Origin of the sequence: Microbacterium sp. NPDC060132 (assembly GCF_042729675.1) — a bacterium.
GTDB lineage: Bacteria > Actinomycetota > Actinomycetes > Actinomycetales > Microbacteriaceae > Microbacterium > Microbacterium sufflavum.
Genome location: NZ_JBHWXU010000002.1, coordinates 157,682 through 173,380 on the forward strand (window position 1 = coordinate 157,682; position 15,699 = coordinate 173,380).

Here is a 15,699-nt window from a genome sequence, read left to right on the forward strand (position 1 = left end):
TAGCGAGTAGCCCCCCGATCCCTTTGACGACTCTCGACAAGAAACGATCGAAAACGTGGAGGGGAGTCTACGACCACAGGTCGGTCCAGCGGACCCCGAGCTCACCCGCCAGGCGGCGCACGGTCGACAGGGACATGCCGACCACGGTGGACGGGTCGCCCTCCACACGGGTGATGAAGGCACCGCCCAGGCTGTCGACCGTGAAGGCACCGGCCACGAGCAGGGGCTCACCCGACGCGACATAGGCGGCGATCTCCGCGTCGTCCAGGTCGTCGGCGAAGGTCACCGCGGCCTCCGCGACGGCGGTCGCCTCCACCGGGGTCGCGCCGGGAGAGACCCGGAAGACGGAGTGCCCGGAGTGCAGCACCCCGGTGGCGCCGCGCATCTCCTGCCAGCGGCGCGTCGCCTCCTCGGGGGTATACGGCTTCCCGTACACGCGTCCGGCGAGCTCGAACATCGAGTCGCCGCCGATCACCAGGCCGTCGAAGTCGCCGTCGGCGCTCAGCCGCTCGGCGACGGCCGCCGCCTTGGCCCTGGCGAGCAGCAGCACCAGGTCGGCGGGTGCGAGCGGGCCCACGCGCTCCTCGGCCGCGGCGGCGAGGGCGTCCTCGTCGACATCCGGCGCGAGGGTGAGTGGCTCGATGCCGGCCTGGCGCAGCAGCATGAGCCGGGCGGGAGACGTGGAGGCGAGGCAGACGCGCATGTGCACCACCGTATCCTCGAAGGATGACTTCCTCCGCAGCCGACGTGCTCGAACTCGACATCACCGGCATCGCTCACGGAGGGACCTTCGTCGCCCGTCACGAGGGTCGTGTGGTGTTCGTCTCCGACGCGCTCCCCGGAGAGCGCGTGCGGGCGCGGCTGCTCACCCCCGCGGGTGCTGCGGACGCGGACACGCGCAGCTTCTGGCGCGCCGATACGGTCGAGGTGGTCGAGGCCTCCCCGCACCGGCGCCCGCACCTGTGGCCGGAGGCCGACGTGTCGCGCGACCCCGCCGACCGTCCGGGCGGCGCCGACCTGGGCCACATCGAGCTCGGGCAGCAGCGTGTCCTGAAGCGCCAGGTGCTGAGCGAGGCGTTCGACCGCTTCGCCGGCGCCGGGCTGGAGGCGCCGGAGATCGAGGCCGTGGAGTCCGGAGACGGCGCGCGCTGGCGCACCAGGGTGACCCTGCACGTGGACGACCGCGGTGTCGTCGGCCCGTTCGCGGCGCGCAGCCACCGCGTGGTGCCGGTCGGCTCGTACCCGCTTGCGCGGCCGGCGGTCGAGGCCGCCGCTCTCGCGCTCGACGGCGGTGAGCCGGGCCGCATCGAGCTCGTCGAGCCGGCCGACGGCGAGGTCCGGGTGCTGCGTCACCCCGAGTCCGAGCGGCGGGCTCCGCGCCGAGGCCGCCGACCCGCGCCCGAGGTCGTGCACGAGCGCGTGGGCGACCGTGTGTTCCAGGTCGACGCCGGCGGCTTCTGGCAGGTGCACCCGCGCGCGGCCTCGGTGCTCGACGCCGCCGTCTACGGGCTGCTCGACGGGCGCGTGGACCCGGGTGCGACGCACTACGACCTGTACGGCGGGGTAGGACTGTTCGCCCGCACGCTGGCGGATCTGGGCGGCACCGACATCGTCACCGTCGAGTCGAGCAGGCGGGCGACCGAGCACGCCAAGGTCAATCTCGCTCCGGTCGAGGTGTCGGCGGTGACCGCCAGGGTCGACCGTTTCCTCTCCGGCGCGTCGAGCCGCGGTCGTACGGGCGCCGTGGTGCTCGACCCGCCGCGCGCCGGTGCGGGTCGCGCGGTCGTCGAGGGTGTGCACGCGCTCGCCCCGGAGGCGGTCGTGTACGTGGCGTGCGACCCGGTGGCGCTCGCCCGCGACCTCGGCACGTTCCGCGAGCTCGGGTGGCGGGTGGGGACGCTGCGCGGCTTCGACCTGTTCCCGCACTCGCATCACTTCGAGGTCGTCGCGCTCCTCACCCGCTGACGGCGCGGCGACCCGCGAGCGGGACTCAGTAGGCTGTGGGCATGAGCACCGTCGCCCTCATCGACGACCACGAGTCCGTCCGCCTCGGTCTCGAGGCCGCGTTCGCCCGCGACGGGCAGACCGTGGTGTTCTCCGGCAGCACGGTGGGGTCGTATCTGACGTGGCGGTCCAGCGCGGTCGTGCCGCCCGCCGACGTGGTGGTGCTCGACCTCACCCTCGGTGACGGGACGACCGTGACCGAGAACGTCACCTCGCTGGTGGCAGACGGGGCGAGCGTGGTCATCCACAGCGTCGCCGACCGGCCGGCCGCGGTGCGGGAGGCGCTCGCGGCGGGTGCCGCCGGCGTGGTCAGCAAGTCCTCGGCCCTCGACGACGTGCTCGACGCGATCCGCACGGTCGCCCAGGGCGAGGCGTTGAACAATGTCGAGTGGGCGAGTGCGGTGGACGGCGACCGGGCCTTCGCGGATGCCCAGCTCTCCACGCGAGAGCGCGAGGTCCTGCGGCTGTATGCCACGGGGCTGCCGCTGAAGGCGGTCGCCGAGCGGCTCGGCGTCGCCTACTCCACCGCGAAGGAGAACATCACCCGCATCCGGGTCAAGTACGTCGAGGTCGGGCGGCCCGCCCCCACCAAGGTCGACCTGTTGCGACGGGCGATGGAGGACGGCATCGTGGCCGCCGACGGGGCGCCGAGTGCCCACTGAGCCGCTCAGCGTCCGCGACGCCTGGAGCAAGATCCCGTCTCCCGGCAGCGTGGAGAGCGGTTTCGAGCGCTTCACGTCGAAGCGGATGGAGCGGATCCTCGCGATCGTGGTGGCGCTGGGCTCGGCGGTGCTCGGCGTGCAGGCGCTCATCGCCGCGATCGCGACCCTGTCCAGGGCCGATGTGCCGCACATGCTCCTGCTCGTGGTCGTCTTCGTCCCGCTCATCGTCATGCTCGTGGCGTGCCTGGTCGGCCGCGCGGTTCGCGTCGCGGCGGGGATCTTCGCGGTGGTCTACGTGGTCGCGCTCGCCGCGTGGCCCGTCGTCGTCGATCCCGCCGACAAGGTCGCCGGCGCGCAGCCCTGGATCTTCTTCCTGGTGAACGTCGGGGTGGTCGCCGCGATGCTGGCCTTCCCGCTGCGGCTGCAGTTCGCGTGGGCGGTGGGCGTGCCGTTCGTGTACGGCTACGTCCGGCTGGTGCAGGGCGGGTTCTCGCGCGAGTTCTGGGTCACGACCGCGTTCGACGTGTCGTTCACGCTGATCCTGGGCGTGGTCATCGTGTCGCTCGGCTGGATGTTCCGGTCGGTGGCGGGGGGCGTCGACGAGGCGAGGGGCACCGCGGTGGCGTCCTACGCCACCGCGGCCGCCGCGGCCGCCGCGGAGGAGGAGCGGGTGGCGATGTCGGCGCTCATGCACGACAGCGTGCTCGCCGCGCTGATCGCCGCGGAGCGTGCGGACGGGGAGAGGGCACAGGAGCTCGCGGTCGCGATGGCCAGGGAGGCGCTGACGCGGCTGGCCAACACGGAGGCCGCGGTGGCGGAGGAGGGCAGCGACGAACCGGTCGGCACCGCACAGATCGTCGTCGAGCTGCGCCGGGCGCTGTCGGAGCTCGGCGCGGACGCCATCGTCGAGGAGCGCGGAGGCATCGGCCTCATCCCCGGACGTGCCGCCAGAGCACTGGTGCTCGCGGCGCGGCAGGCGATCGGCAACGCGGTGACGCACGCGCACGGACGTGGACTGCACATCGTCGCGGAAGGCCACGGCGACGAGGGGATCGCGGTCACGATCTCCGACCACGGCCCCGGCTTCGACGTCGACGCGATCGGCCCCGACCGGCTGGGTATCCGCGCATCGATCCTCGCGCGCATGGCCGGTGTCGCCGGCACCGCGCAGATCGTGTCGGATGAGGACGGCACGACGGTCACGCTCGGATGGGAGCGCTCGTGAACCGGACGGTGCGCAGTGTCGCGACGTCGCTGGCCGTGGGCTTCGCGCTGTACTTCGTCGCGCGCGGTGTCTGGTGGATCGAGCAGCCGACGGCCCCGCTGCTCATGGTGCTCGGTATCGGACTGTTCCTCGCGGTGGTCACCGTCGCGATCCTCGGCCACCCCGCGACCGTGCGGATGCCGCTGTGGACGTCGCTGCTCGCGCTGGCGGCGACCGCGGTGATCCCGGTCCTGGTCACCGTGTCCCTCGACCCCGCCGACCGTACGGCACCGTTCGCCACGTGGTACATCGGCGGCCTCGGGTTGCTGGCCGTCGTGTGCGTCGTCCGGCGGCGACCCGTCATCGGGTGGTCGGCCCTGACGATCCTGGTCGCCACGGCGTCCGCGGCGCTCGGCGTCGGCGTCGCTCTGAACCTGGGCGTGGTCGGCTCGATCATGTGGGTGGTGGTCGCGCAGCTCCTGGTGATGTTCTGGGACAGGGCGGTCAGGGACACGGAGCGGCTCTCCGAGATCCAGCAGGCGGTGTCGGCCTGGCACGCCACGCAGCGCGTGCGGCAGCGGGAGCGGCGGCTGCGCACGCAGTTCGCCCTCGCCGTCGCCGGGCCCGTGCTGAGTCGGGTCGTCGCCACGCGCGGTGCGCTGGACGAGGACGAGCGGCTGGAGGCGCGACTGGCGGAGGGGCGGCTGCGCGACGAGCTGCGCGGGGCGGACCTGCTGAACGACGACGTCCGCGATGCGATCGAGGCCGCCCGTCGACGCGGTGCATCGGTGACGGTGTTCGACGAGGGCGGGCTGGACGGCATCGGTGAGGATCGACGGATCGAGATCCGGGACGAGCTGGCGCAGGTGCTGCGCTCGGCGGGGACCGGCCGCATCATCATCCGCTCCGCCAAAGACCCCCTGGTGGCGGTCACCGTGGTGGGTCGTGCCGGACGGCGCGCGGCGGACGACGACTCGGTCGACCTGTGGCACGAGATCGTGCGCGAGGCGGGCAGCGAGCCCGCACGGCGGTCGTGAGGAGAGTGGGCGAGGGGCGGCGATATCGCCTGCCCCTCGCCGTGCGGACAGTTACCCGAAAACCGTCCGCTGGTGGCCGATCAGCGTCTGTCTACCCTGGGACAGAGAGACCAGCCGAACGCGAAGCGTCCCCTTCAGTCTGCGGGGTCGTCAACACCTTGTCTGTAGGTATTTTGGGGGACACGCGCAGCGACGCGTGAGGAGGATCATCGAACGATGGGTACACGGCGGGGAACCAACCTTCCGCGGATGGGCGACTTCAACCAGTCGGTCATCCTCGAGGCGGTCCGGCATGCGGTCGATGGGCTGAGCCGTATCGAGCTGGCGCAGGTCACCGGGCTCTCGGCCCAGACCGTGACGAACATCACGCGCCGGCTGCTCGACGAGGGGCTCATCCGGGAAGCCGGTCGGACCATCAGCGGACCGGGTAAGCCGCGGGTCATGCTGCGGCTGGTGGAGGAGAGCAGGTTCGCGGTCGGCGTGCACCTCGATCCGGCGGTGACGACCTTCGTGCTGCTCGACCTCGCCGGGGAGGTCGTGCGGCGGTCGAGCATGGCGACGCCCGCTGAGGCCCCGTCGTTGATCCTGGCCGATCTCGCGGCGCAGATCGAGGAGCTCGTCGAGGGCTCGGGAGTGCCGCGCGAGCGGATCGCGGGGGTCGGCGTGGCTGCTCCGGGACCGCTCGACGCGACCCGGGGCACGGTCATCGATCCTCCCAAGCTGCCCGGCTGGCACCGGGTGGCACTGCAGGACGATCTGGCGGCCGCGATCGGCTTGCCGGTCGTGCTGGAGAAGGACACCACGGCAGCGGCTGTCGGCGAGCTGTGGACGCGGCGTGGGCCGTCCGACGACTCGTTCGTGTTCCTCTATCTCGGTACCGGCCTCGGCGCCGCCGTGGTGCGAGACGGCGAGGCGGTGCGTGGCAGCACCCGCAACCTCGGGGAGATCGGGCACATCGTGGTCGATCCGGAGGGGCCGAGGTGTGCGTGCGGCTCGCGGGGCTGCGTCGACGTGGTGTGCACCCCCGAGGCGATCGTGGAACGGGCGGAGCAGCTCGGGGTTCTCGCCGGAGGTCGGCGCCCCGGGGACAGGGCCGCACTCGACGCGAGCCTCACCGAACTGTGTGTCAGGGCCGCGGCCGGGGAGGCGTCGGCGGGGGCTGTCGTGCAGCGTGCCGCCGAACACCTGGCGACGCTGACGCTCGTGCTCACGGACCTGCTCGACGTGGACCGGGTGGTGTTCGGCGGTCCGTTCTGGAGACGCCTCGCCGACCTGTCGCTGCCGGAGGTCGCCGCGCGGCTCGCGCGGTCCAGCGCGACGCGAGCCGTCCGAGCGCTCCCGGTGCAGAGCACGGTGGTGGGCGACGACGTCGGTGCGGTCGGCGCGGCGTGCGTCGTTCTCGATTCCATGCTCACGCCGCGCACGTCCGACCTGCTGCTGGGCCGGTGAACGTGCCTCCGGCCGAGCCCGTCAGCCTCGGCCGGAGAAGCGGCCCCAGGGGATGTCGCGGCGCAGGGGACGCCGGAGCGGGCGCTGCGTGCGTTCCCACGCGGAGACGCGCGGCTCGTCGACCGTCGCCTCCGCCTGTTCGGTGGCGTAGGCGTCTCCGATCACGGCGATGAGGGCGGCGAGCTCCTCCTCCGTCGCCGTGCCCCGGGTGATCTCGAGCATCGGAGGGGCCGCTGCCGTGCCCTCCGCCGCAGCGTCCTGCGCCGTCACAGCGGGATGTTCCCGTGCTTCTTGGGCGGCAGCTCGGCCCTCTTGCCGCGCAGAGCGCGCAGGGCCTTCGCCACGGACACCCGGGTGTTGGCCGGCTCGATGATGCCGTCGAGCTCCCCCCGCTCTGCGGCGAGGAAGGGGGATGCGACGTTGTACGTGTACTCGTTCGCGAGTCGCGTCCGGACCGCCGCGACGTCCTCCCCGGCCTCCTCGGCCTTCTTGATCTCCCCGCGGTACAGGATGTTGACGGCGCCCTGGCCGCCCATGACGGCGATCTCGGCGGTCGGCCAGGCCAGGTTCACGTCGGCACCGAGCTGCTTAGATCCCATGACGATGTAGGCGCCGCCGTACGCCTTGCGCAGGATGACCGTGACGAGCGGGACCGTCGCCTCCGCGTACGCGTACAGCAGCTTGGCGCCGCGGCGGATCACGCCGGTCCACTCCTGATCGGTGCCGGGAAGGTAGCCGGGCACGTCCACGAGCGTCACGATCGGGATGGAGAACGCGTCGCAGAACCGCACGAAGCGACTGGCCTTCTCGCCCGCCTCGATGTTGAGGGTCCCCGCCATCTGCGAGGGCTGGTTAGCGATGATGCCGACGGAACGTCCCTCGATGCGGCCGAAGCCGATCACGATGTTCGGCGCGAAGAGCGGCTGCACCTCGAGGAAGTCGCCGTCGTCGACGACGTGCTCGATGACGGTGTGGATGTCGTACGGCTGGTTGGGGGAGTCGGGGACGATCGTGTTGAGCGTGCGGTCGGCGTCGGTGGTCTCGAACTCGAACGCGCTCTCGTACGAGGGGAGCTCCGCCATGTTGTTGTCGGGCAGGAAGCCGAGGAGCGTGCGCGCGTAGTCGATCGCATCGTCCTCGTCCTCCGCGAGGTAGTGCGCCACGCCCGAACGCGTGTTGTGCGTGTAGGCGCCGCCCAGTTCCTCCATGCCGACGTCCTCGCCGGTCACGGTCTTGATCACGTCGGGACCGGTCACGAACATCTGGCTGGTCTTGTCGACCATGATGACGAAGTCGGTGAGCGCGGGGGAGTACACGGCGCCGCCCGCGGCCGGGCCCATGATGATGGAGATCTGGGGGATCACGCCGGACGCGCGGGTGTTCAGACGGAAGATCTCGCCGTACTTCCCGAGCGCGACCACGCCCTCCTGGATGCGCGCGCCACCCGAGTCGAGGATGCCGATGCACGGCATGCCTCCGGCGAGGGCGAACTCCATGATCTTGACGATCTTCTCGCCCGCGACCTCGCCCAGCGAGCCGCCGAACGTCGAGAAGTCCTGGGAGTAGACCGCGACGGTGCGCCCGTGGATGGTGCCGACGCCCGTGACCACGGAGTCGCCGTAGGGGCGCGAGCGGTCCATGCCGAAGGCGGTCGTGCGGTGGCGCACGTACTCGTCGAACTCGACGAAGCTCCCGGGGTCGACGAGGAGCTCGATGCGCTCGCGGGCGGTCATCTTGCCCTTCGCGTGCTGCTTCTCCTTCGCCTTCGCCTCGGCGTCGACGACGGCCTCGGTGTAGCGGGCGCGGAGATCCGCGATCTTGCCGGCGGTGGTAAAGAGGTCGGGCTTGTCCGTCACGGATTCCACCCTAGCGTCGCCGTCGTCGCGTCCGTTGGATGCTCGGCACAACGGGTCGGGCGATCCTTTGGTGAGGTGCGCGCCCTGCCGTCACCGCTCGGCGGTGTCCGCACCCGGACGCTCGGGCAGGTTGTGGTCGCCCGCGACCTCGCCCTCGCCCTCGTCGAGCTCCGCGACCGCGTCCCCGCGACGTCGCCCCGCGACCTCGCCCACGCGGTGGCCCACCCAGCCCGCTCCACGAGCGACCGTTCCGGCTGCGCCCGCGACCGCGTTGCCGGCGTAGCGGGCTCCGCGGAGCATGCGCAGCTCCAGCTTCTCCGCACCCGGCACCGGCTCCAGCTCCGAGGGCAGATCGACGGGGGCTGCCCCGAACGCCCGGTGTGAGGTCGTCAGCACGCGGCGGCCCAGGAGGTGGTTGCCTGCCCCGCCGATCGCCGCGCCGATACCGAACGGCATGGCTTTGCCGACGAAGGATGCGCCGCCCTTCGCCGCGAACTGCTTCACGAACATGCTCTTCAACTGGTCGACCAGCGGGCCGACGGCAGCACGAGGCAGCGACTTGGTCACGAGTTCGCCCCAGTACGCCGAGCGGCTGACCCCGCGCCCCGCGATCTGTCCCGCCAGCTGACCGACCAGGTCGACGCCCTCCTTGCCGAGCATCAACGTCATCACCAGCGCCCGCGCGCGGTCGGGATTCCCGACAGCGATCCCATGGACCTCGGCCACCGACTGCGCGAAGAGCGCCGTCGACTCCACGAAACCGACCGTCTCCACGCCGGACAGCGCGAGTGTGACGCCGGTGCCGATCCCGGGGACCACCGCGGTCGCACCGACGGCGGCGCCGCCGGCCGTGACCGCCGCGAGGTACCGCCGCTCCAGGATGCGGATGATCTCCGCGGGCGTGGCGTGCGGGTGGCGAAGGCGGATGCTCCGGATGTGCGCCAGGACGAGCGGTCGCTGGATAGAGAGAACGCGGTCGAGGCCGCGCACCATCATCGGGTGTTCGGGTGAGCCGGTCGGCGGGATGCCTTTGTCCCACGGGGCGTCATCCGGCAGGGAGTGGATCTTGTGCACCTTGGGGGCCATGGCGCCGATCCTACGGAATTCCACCGCGAAAACACCGAGAGCCCCGGTCCGCGGGGGACAGGGGCTCTCGGTGTCGTGGAATCAGACGAAGAGGTTCGCGCGCTCCAGGTCTTCTGCGAAGTCGACCTCGACCGCGTAGAGGTCCGAGACGTCCATCGGCTCGAGCAGCAGGCCGTCTTCGGCGATCGCGAGCTCGAGGCCGCGCTCGAAGTAGTCCTGGTCCTCGACGCGCTGCAGCTGACGCATGAACGCCTTCTTCTCGCGGGACGAGATGTAGTTGATGCCGACTGCCTCGCCGAGCCCGCCCTTGACGGTCTTGGACAGCTCCTTGATGTAGCCCTCGGCCGTGACCGTGTACTTGACCTCTTCGTCGCTCACCTTGGCGGTGTTGACGGTCACGAACGACTGGTCGCGCTCGATGTACTCCACCGCGCGGCCGAGGATCATCGGGTCGAACACGACGTCGCCGTTCATCCAGAGCACCCCGCCGCGGCCGGTGGCGCCGAGCGCGCGAAGGAGGCTCTTCGACGTGTTGGTCTCGTCGTAGCGGTCGTTGTGGACGTAGTTCACGTTCGGGAACGCCTCGATGATCGTCTCGGCGCGATAGCCCACCACGGTGGTGATGCGCGCGTCAGAGCCGAAGGCGGCGCGGATGTTGTCGTGCTGCTGGCGCATGATCGTGCGGCCGTCGTTGAGCTCGGTCAGCGGCTTGGGCAGCGCGCGGCCGAGTCGAGAGCCCATGCCGGCTGCGAGGATGACGGTCTGAAGAGTCACGAGTGCTCCTAAAGGAAGTTGTGTTCACGGCCGGTTCACCGACCAGACACTTCGTCGTGCCGGGAATCATGCTAGCGATTCCGCCTGGGAAGCCCGGGGCCCAGAGGTCCCTGTTGCCATTTCGTGACCGAGTACACACGCAACGCACAGCCTCGGCAACCCCCTTGCATTCCTCCTCGCGTTGCGGTCTGCATGTCGGATTGTCGCGTGGGGCCTTGGCTGGAAGCCGCCCATTGATACCGTAGGACGGTGACTTCCTCCCCTGACGACCGCACCGCCGAGGTGGACACGAACGAGACCCCTTCGGGAACGCCCGACGCGAGTGCGTCAGCGGCGGAGAGCGCGAAGAAGGCGACCGCCGCGACCGCGGCCAAGAAGCCACGTGCGCCTCGCCGCAGCACCACCACCGTGAAGAAGGCGACGGGCGGGGCGGCGGTGAAGAAGAGCGCCGACGAGAGCGGCGCGACGCCACAGCCCACGGGCGCGAAGACGGCGGCATCGAAGACGTCGGCAGCGAAGACGATTGCGTCGAAGACGTCGGCAGCGAAGACGTCAGCATCGCAAGGCGCGGGATCGAAGGCCTCGTCATCGAAGGCCACGGCATCGAAGGCTGCGGCAGCGAAGACGACGGCAGCGAAGGCCACGGCAGCGAAGACGTCAGCATCGCAAGCCGCGGGAGCGAAGGGCTCGTCATCGAAGGCCTCGTCATCGAAGGCCACGGCATCGAAGGCCACGGCATCGAAGGCTGCGGCGTCGAAGGCGGCGGCGAAGACCTCCGCATCGGCGAAGAGCGTCAGCGCAACGGCGGCACCGGCCAAGGCGGCCGCAGAAAATGCCGCCGCGTCGCTCGAGGTCGTGGTGGAGCCGACACCCAAGGGCAGCGTTGATGCTTCAGCCGTGGCGCCCGCAGCGCGCAGCGCCGATGCGGCGCGACTCGCGGCGGCGAGGAACACGGCAGCGCGCACACCCGCGCGACCCCGACAGGCCGGCGCCTCCCGGGCGGCGGCGGTGAAGAACGCGGCGGCCACGCCGACGTCCCCACGGGCGGCGACGTCCACAGCGACCGCTGCGAAGACGGCGGCGGCGAAGGCGGCGGCGGCCAAGTCGGCAGCGGCGAAGAGCACGGCGCGCTCCGCGTCGGCGAAGACGGCGGCGGCCAAGACGGCTGCCGCGAAGGCCGCAGCCGAGAAGGCCGCAGCCGAGAAGGCCGCAGCTGAGAAAGCCGCGGCTGAGAAGGCCGCAGCCGAGAAAGTCGCAGCCGAGAAAGTCGCAGCCGAGAAAGTCGCAGCCGAGATGGCGGCAGCCGAGCAGGCGACGCACGAGGGGACCGGCGAGGAGGCGGCGGCCGACGGGGCTGCCGCGCTCGAGACCGTCACGGAGACGCCCGCCGTGGACGGTGAGGGCGTCGCGATTGCGTCCGCCACCGCGGTGGCGGACGACACGGTAGCTCCGATGTCCGCCGGCTCTGTGGGTGAAGCGGCGTCCGATGATCCGGGCGCGGACACCATCGTCGCAGAGCTCGAGCCGACCGCCGAGAGCACAGCCGTTCCCGTGCCCGCCGATGCGGTGGAGCCCGTGCCGAACCCCACAGCCGACGCGCTGACGGACGACTCCGTCGTCGTCGTCGATCCGGAGACCTCGCAGGAGCCGCCGCTGCGTGCCGAGGGTTCCCGTGAGGACCAGCCGAGCACCGAGGCGATCCGCATCCGCGGCCTGGTGAAGCAGTTCGGCGACAACCGCGCCGTCGACGGCATCGACCTGTCGGTGCCCGCCGCCTCGTTCTACGGGATCGTCGGACCGAACGGTGCGGGCAAGACCACCACGCTCTCGATCGTCGCGGGGCTGCTGCGCGCCGACGAGGGGAGCGTCGTGATCTGCGGCATCGACCAGGCCGTCGACCCTCTCGCCGCCAAGCGCGTCATGGGAGTGCTTCCCGACCGCCTTCGCACCTTCGACCGCCTGACCGGCCGACAACTCCTCTACTACTACGGACTGCTTCGCGGGCTGGCGGCTGACGTCATCGAGAAGCGCGCCGCGGATCTGGCTCGCGCCTTCGATCTCGGAGACGCGCTCAACCGCGTGGTGTCGGACTACTCCGCGGGTATGACGAAGAAGATCATGCTCGCCGGTGCGATGATCCACTCGCCCCGCGTGCTGGTGCTCGACGAGCCCTTCGAGTCGGTCGACCCCGTGTCATCCGCCGTCATCCTTGACATCCTCCGCGCCTACGTCGCCCACGGGGGCACCGTGATCCTGTCGAGCCACGGCATGGACCTGGTCGAGCGGGTGTGCTCGCGTGTGGCGATCATCGTCAACGGCGAGGTGCTCGCGGAGGGGACGATCGACGAGGTCCGCGCGGGGCAGACCCTCGAATCGCGCTTCGTCGAGCTCGCGGGCTCCAGCGGCGAGGTGGAGGGGCTGGAATGGCTGCACACGTTCTCCGACTGAGGTTCGCGCTCCTCCTCGGCGCACTCCGCGGTGAACGCCGGATCCGCACACTGCTGTCCTTCGGGGCCGTCGTCGCCGTGACGGTCGTGGTCTGCGTCGCGGTGTTCAGCCTGACCGACGCCTCCGTGCCGGTCGCCAGCGCGGTCACCGTGCTCGGCGGCGCGGCGGTGCTGCTCGGCTTCCTCGTGGGGCCGCTGCTGGTCGGGGCGGTGGACCAGCTCGACCCCCGTCGGTTCGCGGTGTTCGGCGTCGACGAGAGCCGGCTGCCCTGGGTGCTCATGCTCGCCTCGCTGGTGAGCGTGCCGAGCCTCGCCCTTCTCGCCGTCTATGCCAGCGTGTGCATCGTCGCGATCGAGGCGGGCGCGCCGTGGCCACTCGCGGTGATCATGTCTCTGCTCGGCCTGTTCATCACGGCCCTGATCGCCCGGATCGGCATGGCGCTGAACGCGATGCTGCTCCCGGAGCGTCGATCGAGGGAGCTCACCGCCCTGTTCGCGCTCGCCCTGATCGTGATCGCATTCCCCGTCGCCGTGTTCCTCGGTTCGTTGCGATGGGACGGTGACGTGCCCGCGTCGATCGCGACGCTCACGTCGGTGATCGGCGTCACTCCGTTCGCTGCGGCTCCGGCCTCTGCGTTCGCCGCGGCGGCAGGAGAGACCGGGACGGCGTGGGCGAGCGGTGCCGTCGCTGTGGTCACGGCCATCGCCCTCGCCCTCGTCTGGGCGTGGTTCGTCCGTCGTCTGCTGACGACCACCGAGCGGCCCGTCACGGCACGGGAGCGCACGGGCCTCGGCTGGTTCGGCCTGCTGCCGTCCAACGCTTTCGGAGCGATCGCGTCGCGCAGCCTCGTGTACTGGCTGCGGGACCGTCGCTACATCATGAACGTGATCGTCGTGCCCGTCGCCGGGGTGCTGACGGTGCTGCCGCTCATCGTCGCCGGTGTCCCGATCGAGATCGCGGCCCTCATCCCGGTTCCGGTGATGGCGCTGTTCTTCGGCTGGCTGCCCCACAACGACATCGCCTACGACTCGACCGCGCTGTGGACGCACGTGGCGAGCGGGGTACGCGGCCTTCCCGACCGCCTCGGACGGCTCGTCCCGGTGCTCCTCGTGGCCGTGCCGGTGCTCGCGATCGCGGTGCCGCTGTCGTTGCTGCTCGTGGGGAGCTGGACCCTCCTCCTTCCGCTGGTGGGTCTCGCGGTCAGTCTCCTGCTGTGCGCCCTCGGCATCTCGAGCGTGGTGTCGGTGGTCGCACCGTACGCGGTGTCGCGACCCGGGGACAGCCCCTTCCAGCAGCCGCAGCGGCCGACGTCCCACGGTGCCTACGGCCCCGCCGCGGCGTTCCTCGGATCCATCGTCCTGAGCGTGCCGACGATCTGGCTCTTCGCGGCCACGATCGTCTCCGGTTCGGCGTTCGCGCCCGCGGCGTTCTGGGTGGGGCTGTTCACCGGCGCGATCGTGCTCGTCGCCGGGGCTGTGCTCGGCGGGCGCATCTTCGAGCACAGCGGAGAGCGGCTCATGGAGTTCGTCGAGACCGCGTGACGGCCGCCCACCGGCCCCCCGACGCGGCTAGAATCGCGGAATGAGTACTCCGCTGGACAGCCCCGATCAGGGCGGCGTGGCAACGCTTGATCGCGAACTGGAAGAGCTCCTCCGGGAGGAGAACCTCGAACCGGGCGACCACGAGCGCTTCTCGCACTACGTGAAGAAGGACAAGATCCTCGAGTCCGCGATCACCGGGAAGCCGGTACGCGCTCTCTGCGGCAAGAAGTGGACGCCGGGCCGCGATCCGGAGAAGTTCCCGATCTGCCCGACGTGCAAGGAGATCTACGAGTCGATGGTCGGCTGACCTCAGTCGGCCTCGAGGTAGACGGTCGGGATCGCCGGGTCGGACTTGCTGAGCGCCAGGGCGCGCACCGGCAGCTCCTCGCGCACGCGAAGGTGATGTGCGCGGGCGGCCGCCGTCCCGGCGACACCCTCGTGCGCGGTGTCGATGTCGCCGTCCTCGACGAGAGTGACCTGGAGCGGCCGGCCGTCCGCGTGCTCAGCGGGCGTGTCGAGCTCTTCGAACCCGTCCGAGACGACGACGGTCTCCGCCGTCGCGACGCCGTCGGACAGCGTCCGGAACGCTGCCTTCCGCCCCCCGAACGACGCCTTGTCGGCGGAGGCCTTGGCCACCCCGATCCAGGCTCCGTCGGCATCCTGCCGCGCGACCAGCTTGTACACCATGCTCGCAGTGGGGTAGCCGGACCCGGTCACGACCGAGGTGCCGACGCCGTACGCGTCGACGGGTGACGCGGCGAGAGCGGCGATCGCGTACTCGTCGAGGTCGCTGGTGACGGTGATGCGCGTTCCCGTCGCTCCCAGCTCGTCCAGCTGTGCGCGGACCTCGGCGGCCACGATCGGCAGGTCACCGGAGTCGATCCGGACGCCGCCCAGCTCGGTTCCTGCCACGCGGATCGCCGTCTCGACGCCGCTGCGGATGTCGTACGTGTCGACCAGCAGGGTGGTGTCGACGCCCATGCTCGCGACCTGGGCGCGGAAGGCGTCCTCCTCGGAGTCGTGCAGCAGCGTCCAGGAGTGCGCCGCCGTGCCCATCGTGGGGATGCCCCACGTGCGGCCGGCCTCCAGGTTGCTCGTGGCGGTGAAACCCGCGATGTAGGCGGCGCGGGCCGCGGCGACGGCGGAGCGCTCGGCCGCACGGCGAGATCCCATCTCGGCCAGCGGTCGCTCACCGGCCGCGATGCTCATGCGCGCCGCGGCCGTCGCGACCGCGGAGTCGTGGTTGAGCACGCTCAGCGCGAGGGTCTCCAGGACGACGGCATCCGCGAAGGATCCCTCCACCGTGAGGATGGGGGAGCCGGGGAAGTAGAGCTCGCCCTCGCGGTACCCGCGGACCGAGCCCGTGAAGCGGTAACGCTCGAGGTGGGAGAGCGTCTCGGTGTCGACGACCTGCTCGTCGCGCAGGAAGCGCAGCTCGTCGTCGCCGAACCGGAAGTCGCGGAGCAGGCTCAGCAGGCGCCCGGTGCCCGCGACGACGCCGAAGCGCCGGCCGCCGGACAGGCGACGCGAGAACAGCTCGAACACGCTCGGACGGAACGCGGTGCCGTCCCGGAGCGAGGCGGCGAGCATCGTGAGCTCGTAACGGTCGGTGAGCAGCGCCGTCGACGTGGTCATCCG

At 71.1% G+C, this 15,699-nt stretch carries 15 protein-coding genes; 8 read left to right on the forward strand and 7 right to left on the reverse strand.

Annotation, left to right across the window (positions count from 1 at the left end; genetic code table 11):
* Nucleotides 1-67: 67 nt before the first annotated feature.
* Nucleotides 68-703 carry a nucleoside triphosphate pyrophosphatase gene (locus ACFWCH_RS17240; RefSeq protein WP_241115746.1) on the reverse strand — a complete coding sequence of 212 codons (636 nt, stop codon included), beginning with the start codon at nt 701-703 and terminating at the stop codon, nt 68-70.
* 23 nt (nt 704-726) lie between these two features.
* On the opposite strand from ACFWCH_RS17240, the gene ACFWCH_RS17245 reads away from it, so the two are divergent.
* From ACFWCH_RS17245 to ACFWCH_RS17265, 5 genes are all read left to right on the forward strand, one after another.
* Nucleotides 727-1,965, forward strand: a complete 1,239-nt coding sequence (locus tag ACFWCH_RS17245; RefSeq protein ID WP_247639041.1) for a class I SAM-dependent RNA methyltransferase — start codon at nt 727-729, stop codon at nt 1,963-1,965.
* Between the two features lie 41 nt (nt 1,966-2,006).
* Nucleotides 2,007-2,666: a response regulator gene (locus ACFWCH_RS17250; protein ID WP_136030323.1), complete on the forward strand. Its 660-nt coding sequence runs from the start codon at nt 2,007-2,009 to the stop codon at nt 2,664-2,666.
* Nucleotides 2,656-3,891 carry an ATP-binding protein gene (locus ACFWCH_RS17255; RefSeq protein WP_136036327.1) on the forward strand — a complete coding sequence of 412 codons (1,236 nt, stop codon included), beginning with the start codon at nt 2,656-2,658 and terminating at the stop codon, nt 3,889-3,891. Before ACFWCH_RS17250 ends, ACFWCH_RS17255 begins: the two co-directional genes overlap by 11 nt.
* On the forward strand, nt 3,888-4,907 hold the full coding sequence (locus ACFWCH_RS17260) for a hypothetical protein (protein ID WP_378803922.1): 1,020 nt from the start codon (nt 3,888-3,890) through the stop codon (nt 4,905-4,907). The genes ACFWCH_RS17255 and ACFWCH_RS17260 overlap by 4 nt, the downstream gene beginning before the upstream one ends.
* 216 nt (nt 4,908-5,123) lie before the next feature.
* Nucleotides 5,124-6,356, forward strand: coding sequence for an ROK family transcriptional regulator (locus ACFWCH_RS17265; RefSeq protein WP_206253144.1), 1,233 nt, complete (start codon nt 5,124-5,126; stop codon nt 6,354-6,356).
* A gap of 21 nt (nt 6,357-6,377) precedes the next feature.
* Here ACFWCH_RS17265 and ACFWCH_RS17270 read toward each other — a convergent pair whose 3' ends face one another.
* The 5 genes from ACFWCH_RS17270 to ACFWCH_RS17290 all read right to left on the reverse strand — a co-directional run bounded on the left by ACFWCH_RS17270 (nt 6,378) and on the right by ACFWCH_RS17290 (nt 11,232).
* Nucleotides 6,378-6,626, reverse strand: a complete 249-nt coding sequence (locus ACFWCH_RS17270; RefSeq protein WP_206253146.1) for an acyl-CoA carboxylase subunit epsilon — start codon at nt 6,624-6,626, stop codon at nt 6,378-6,380.
* Nucleotides 6,623-8,212, reverse strand: a complete 1,590-nt coding sequence (locus ACFWCH_RS17275) for an acyl-CoA carboxylase subunit beta (RefSeq protein WP_206253148.1) — start codon at nt 8,210-8,212, stop codon at nt 6,623-6,625. The genes ACFWCH_RS17270 and ACFWCH_RS17275 overlap by 4 nt, the downstream gene beginning before the upstream one ends.
* 90 nt (nt 8,213-8,302) lie before the next feature.
* Entirely contained in the window at nt 8,303-9,298 is a 996-nt protein-coding gene (locus ACFWCH_RS17280) for a hypothetical protein (RefSeq protein WP_136030314.1), read from the reverse strand.
* Nucleotides 9,299-9,379: 81 nt separating this feature from the next.
* Nucleotides 9,380-10,072 (reverse strand): NTP transferase domain-containing protein, encoded by a 693-nt coding sequence (locus ACFWCH_RS17285; RefSeq protein WP_136030312.1) that lies wholly within the window; start codon nt 10,070-10,072, stop codon nt 9,380-9,382.
* 71 nt (nt 10,073-10,143) lie between these two features.
* Nucleotides 10,144-11,232, reverse strand: coding sequence for a hypothetical protein (locus tag ACFWCH_RS17290; RefSeq protein ID WP_378803923.1), 1,089 nt, complete (start codon nt 11,230-11,232; stop codon nt 10,144-10,146).
* A 133-nt stretch (nt 11,233-11,365) separates the two neighbouring features.
* On the opposite strand from ACFWCH_RS17290, the gene ACFWCH_RS17295 reads away from it, so the two are divergent.
* Genes ACFWCH_RS17295 through ACFWCH_RS17305 form a run of 3 tightly spaced genes read left to right on the forward strand, consistent with a single transcriptional unit; the run spans nt 11,366 to nt 14,368 of the window.
* Nucleotides 11,366-12,520 carry an ATP-binding cassette domain-containing protein gene (locus tag ACFWCH_RS17295; RefSeq protein ID WP_308194378.1) on the forward strand — a complete coding sequence of 385 codons (1,155 nt, stop codon included), beginning with the start codon at nt 11,366-11,368 and terminating at the stop codon, nt 12,518-12,520.
* Nucleotides 12,496-14,061, forward strand: a complete 1,566-nt coding sequence (locus ACFWCH_RS17300; protein ID WP_378803924.1) for a hypothetical protein — start codon at nt 12,496-12,498, stop codon at nt 14,059-14,061. The genes ACFWCH_RS17295 and ACFWCH_RS17300 overlap by 25 nt, the downstream gene beginning before the upstream one ends.
* A gap of 40 nt (nt 14,062-14,101) precedes the next feature.
* Complete coding sequence (locus ACFWCH_RS17305) at nt 14,102-14,368, forward strand: DUF3039 domain-containing protein (protein WP_028503536.1); 267 nt, start codon at nt 14,102-14,104, stop codon at nt 14,366-14,368.
* Nucleotides 14,369-14,370: 2 nt separating this feature from the next.
* Here ACFWCH_RS17305 and ACFWCH_RS17310 read toward each other — a convergent pair whose 3' ends face one another.
* Nucleotides 14,371-15,696, reverse strand: a complete 1,326-nt coding sequence (locus ACFWCH_RS17310) for a nicotinate phosphoribosyltransferase (RefSeq protein ID WP_136030621.1) — start codon at nt 15,694-15,696, stop codon at nt 14,371-14,373.
* Nucleotides 15,697-15,699 lie beyond the last annotated feature (3 nt).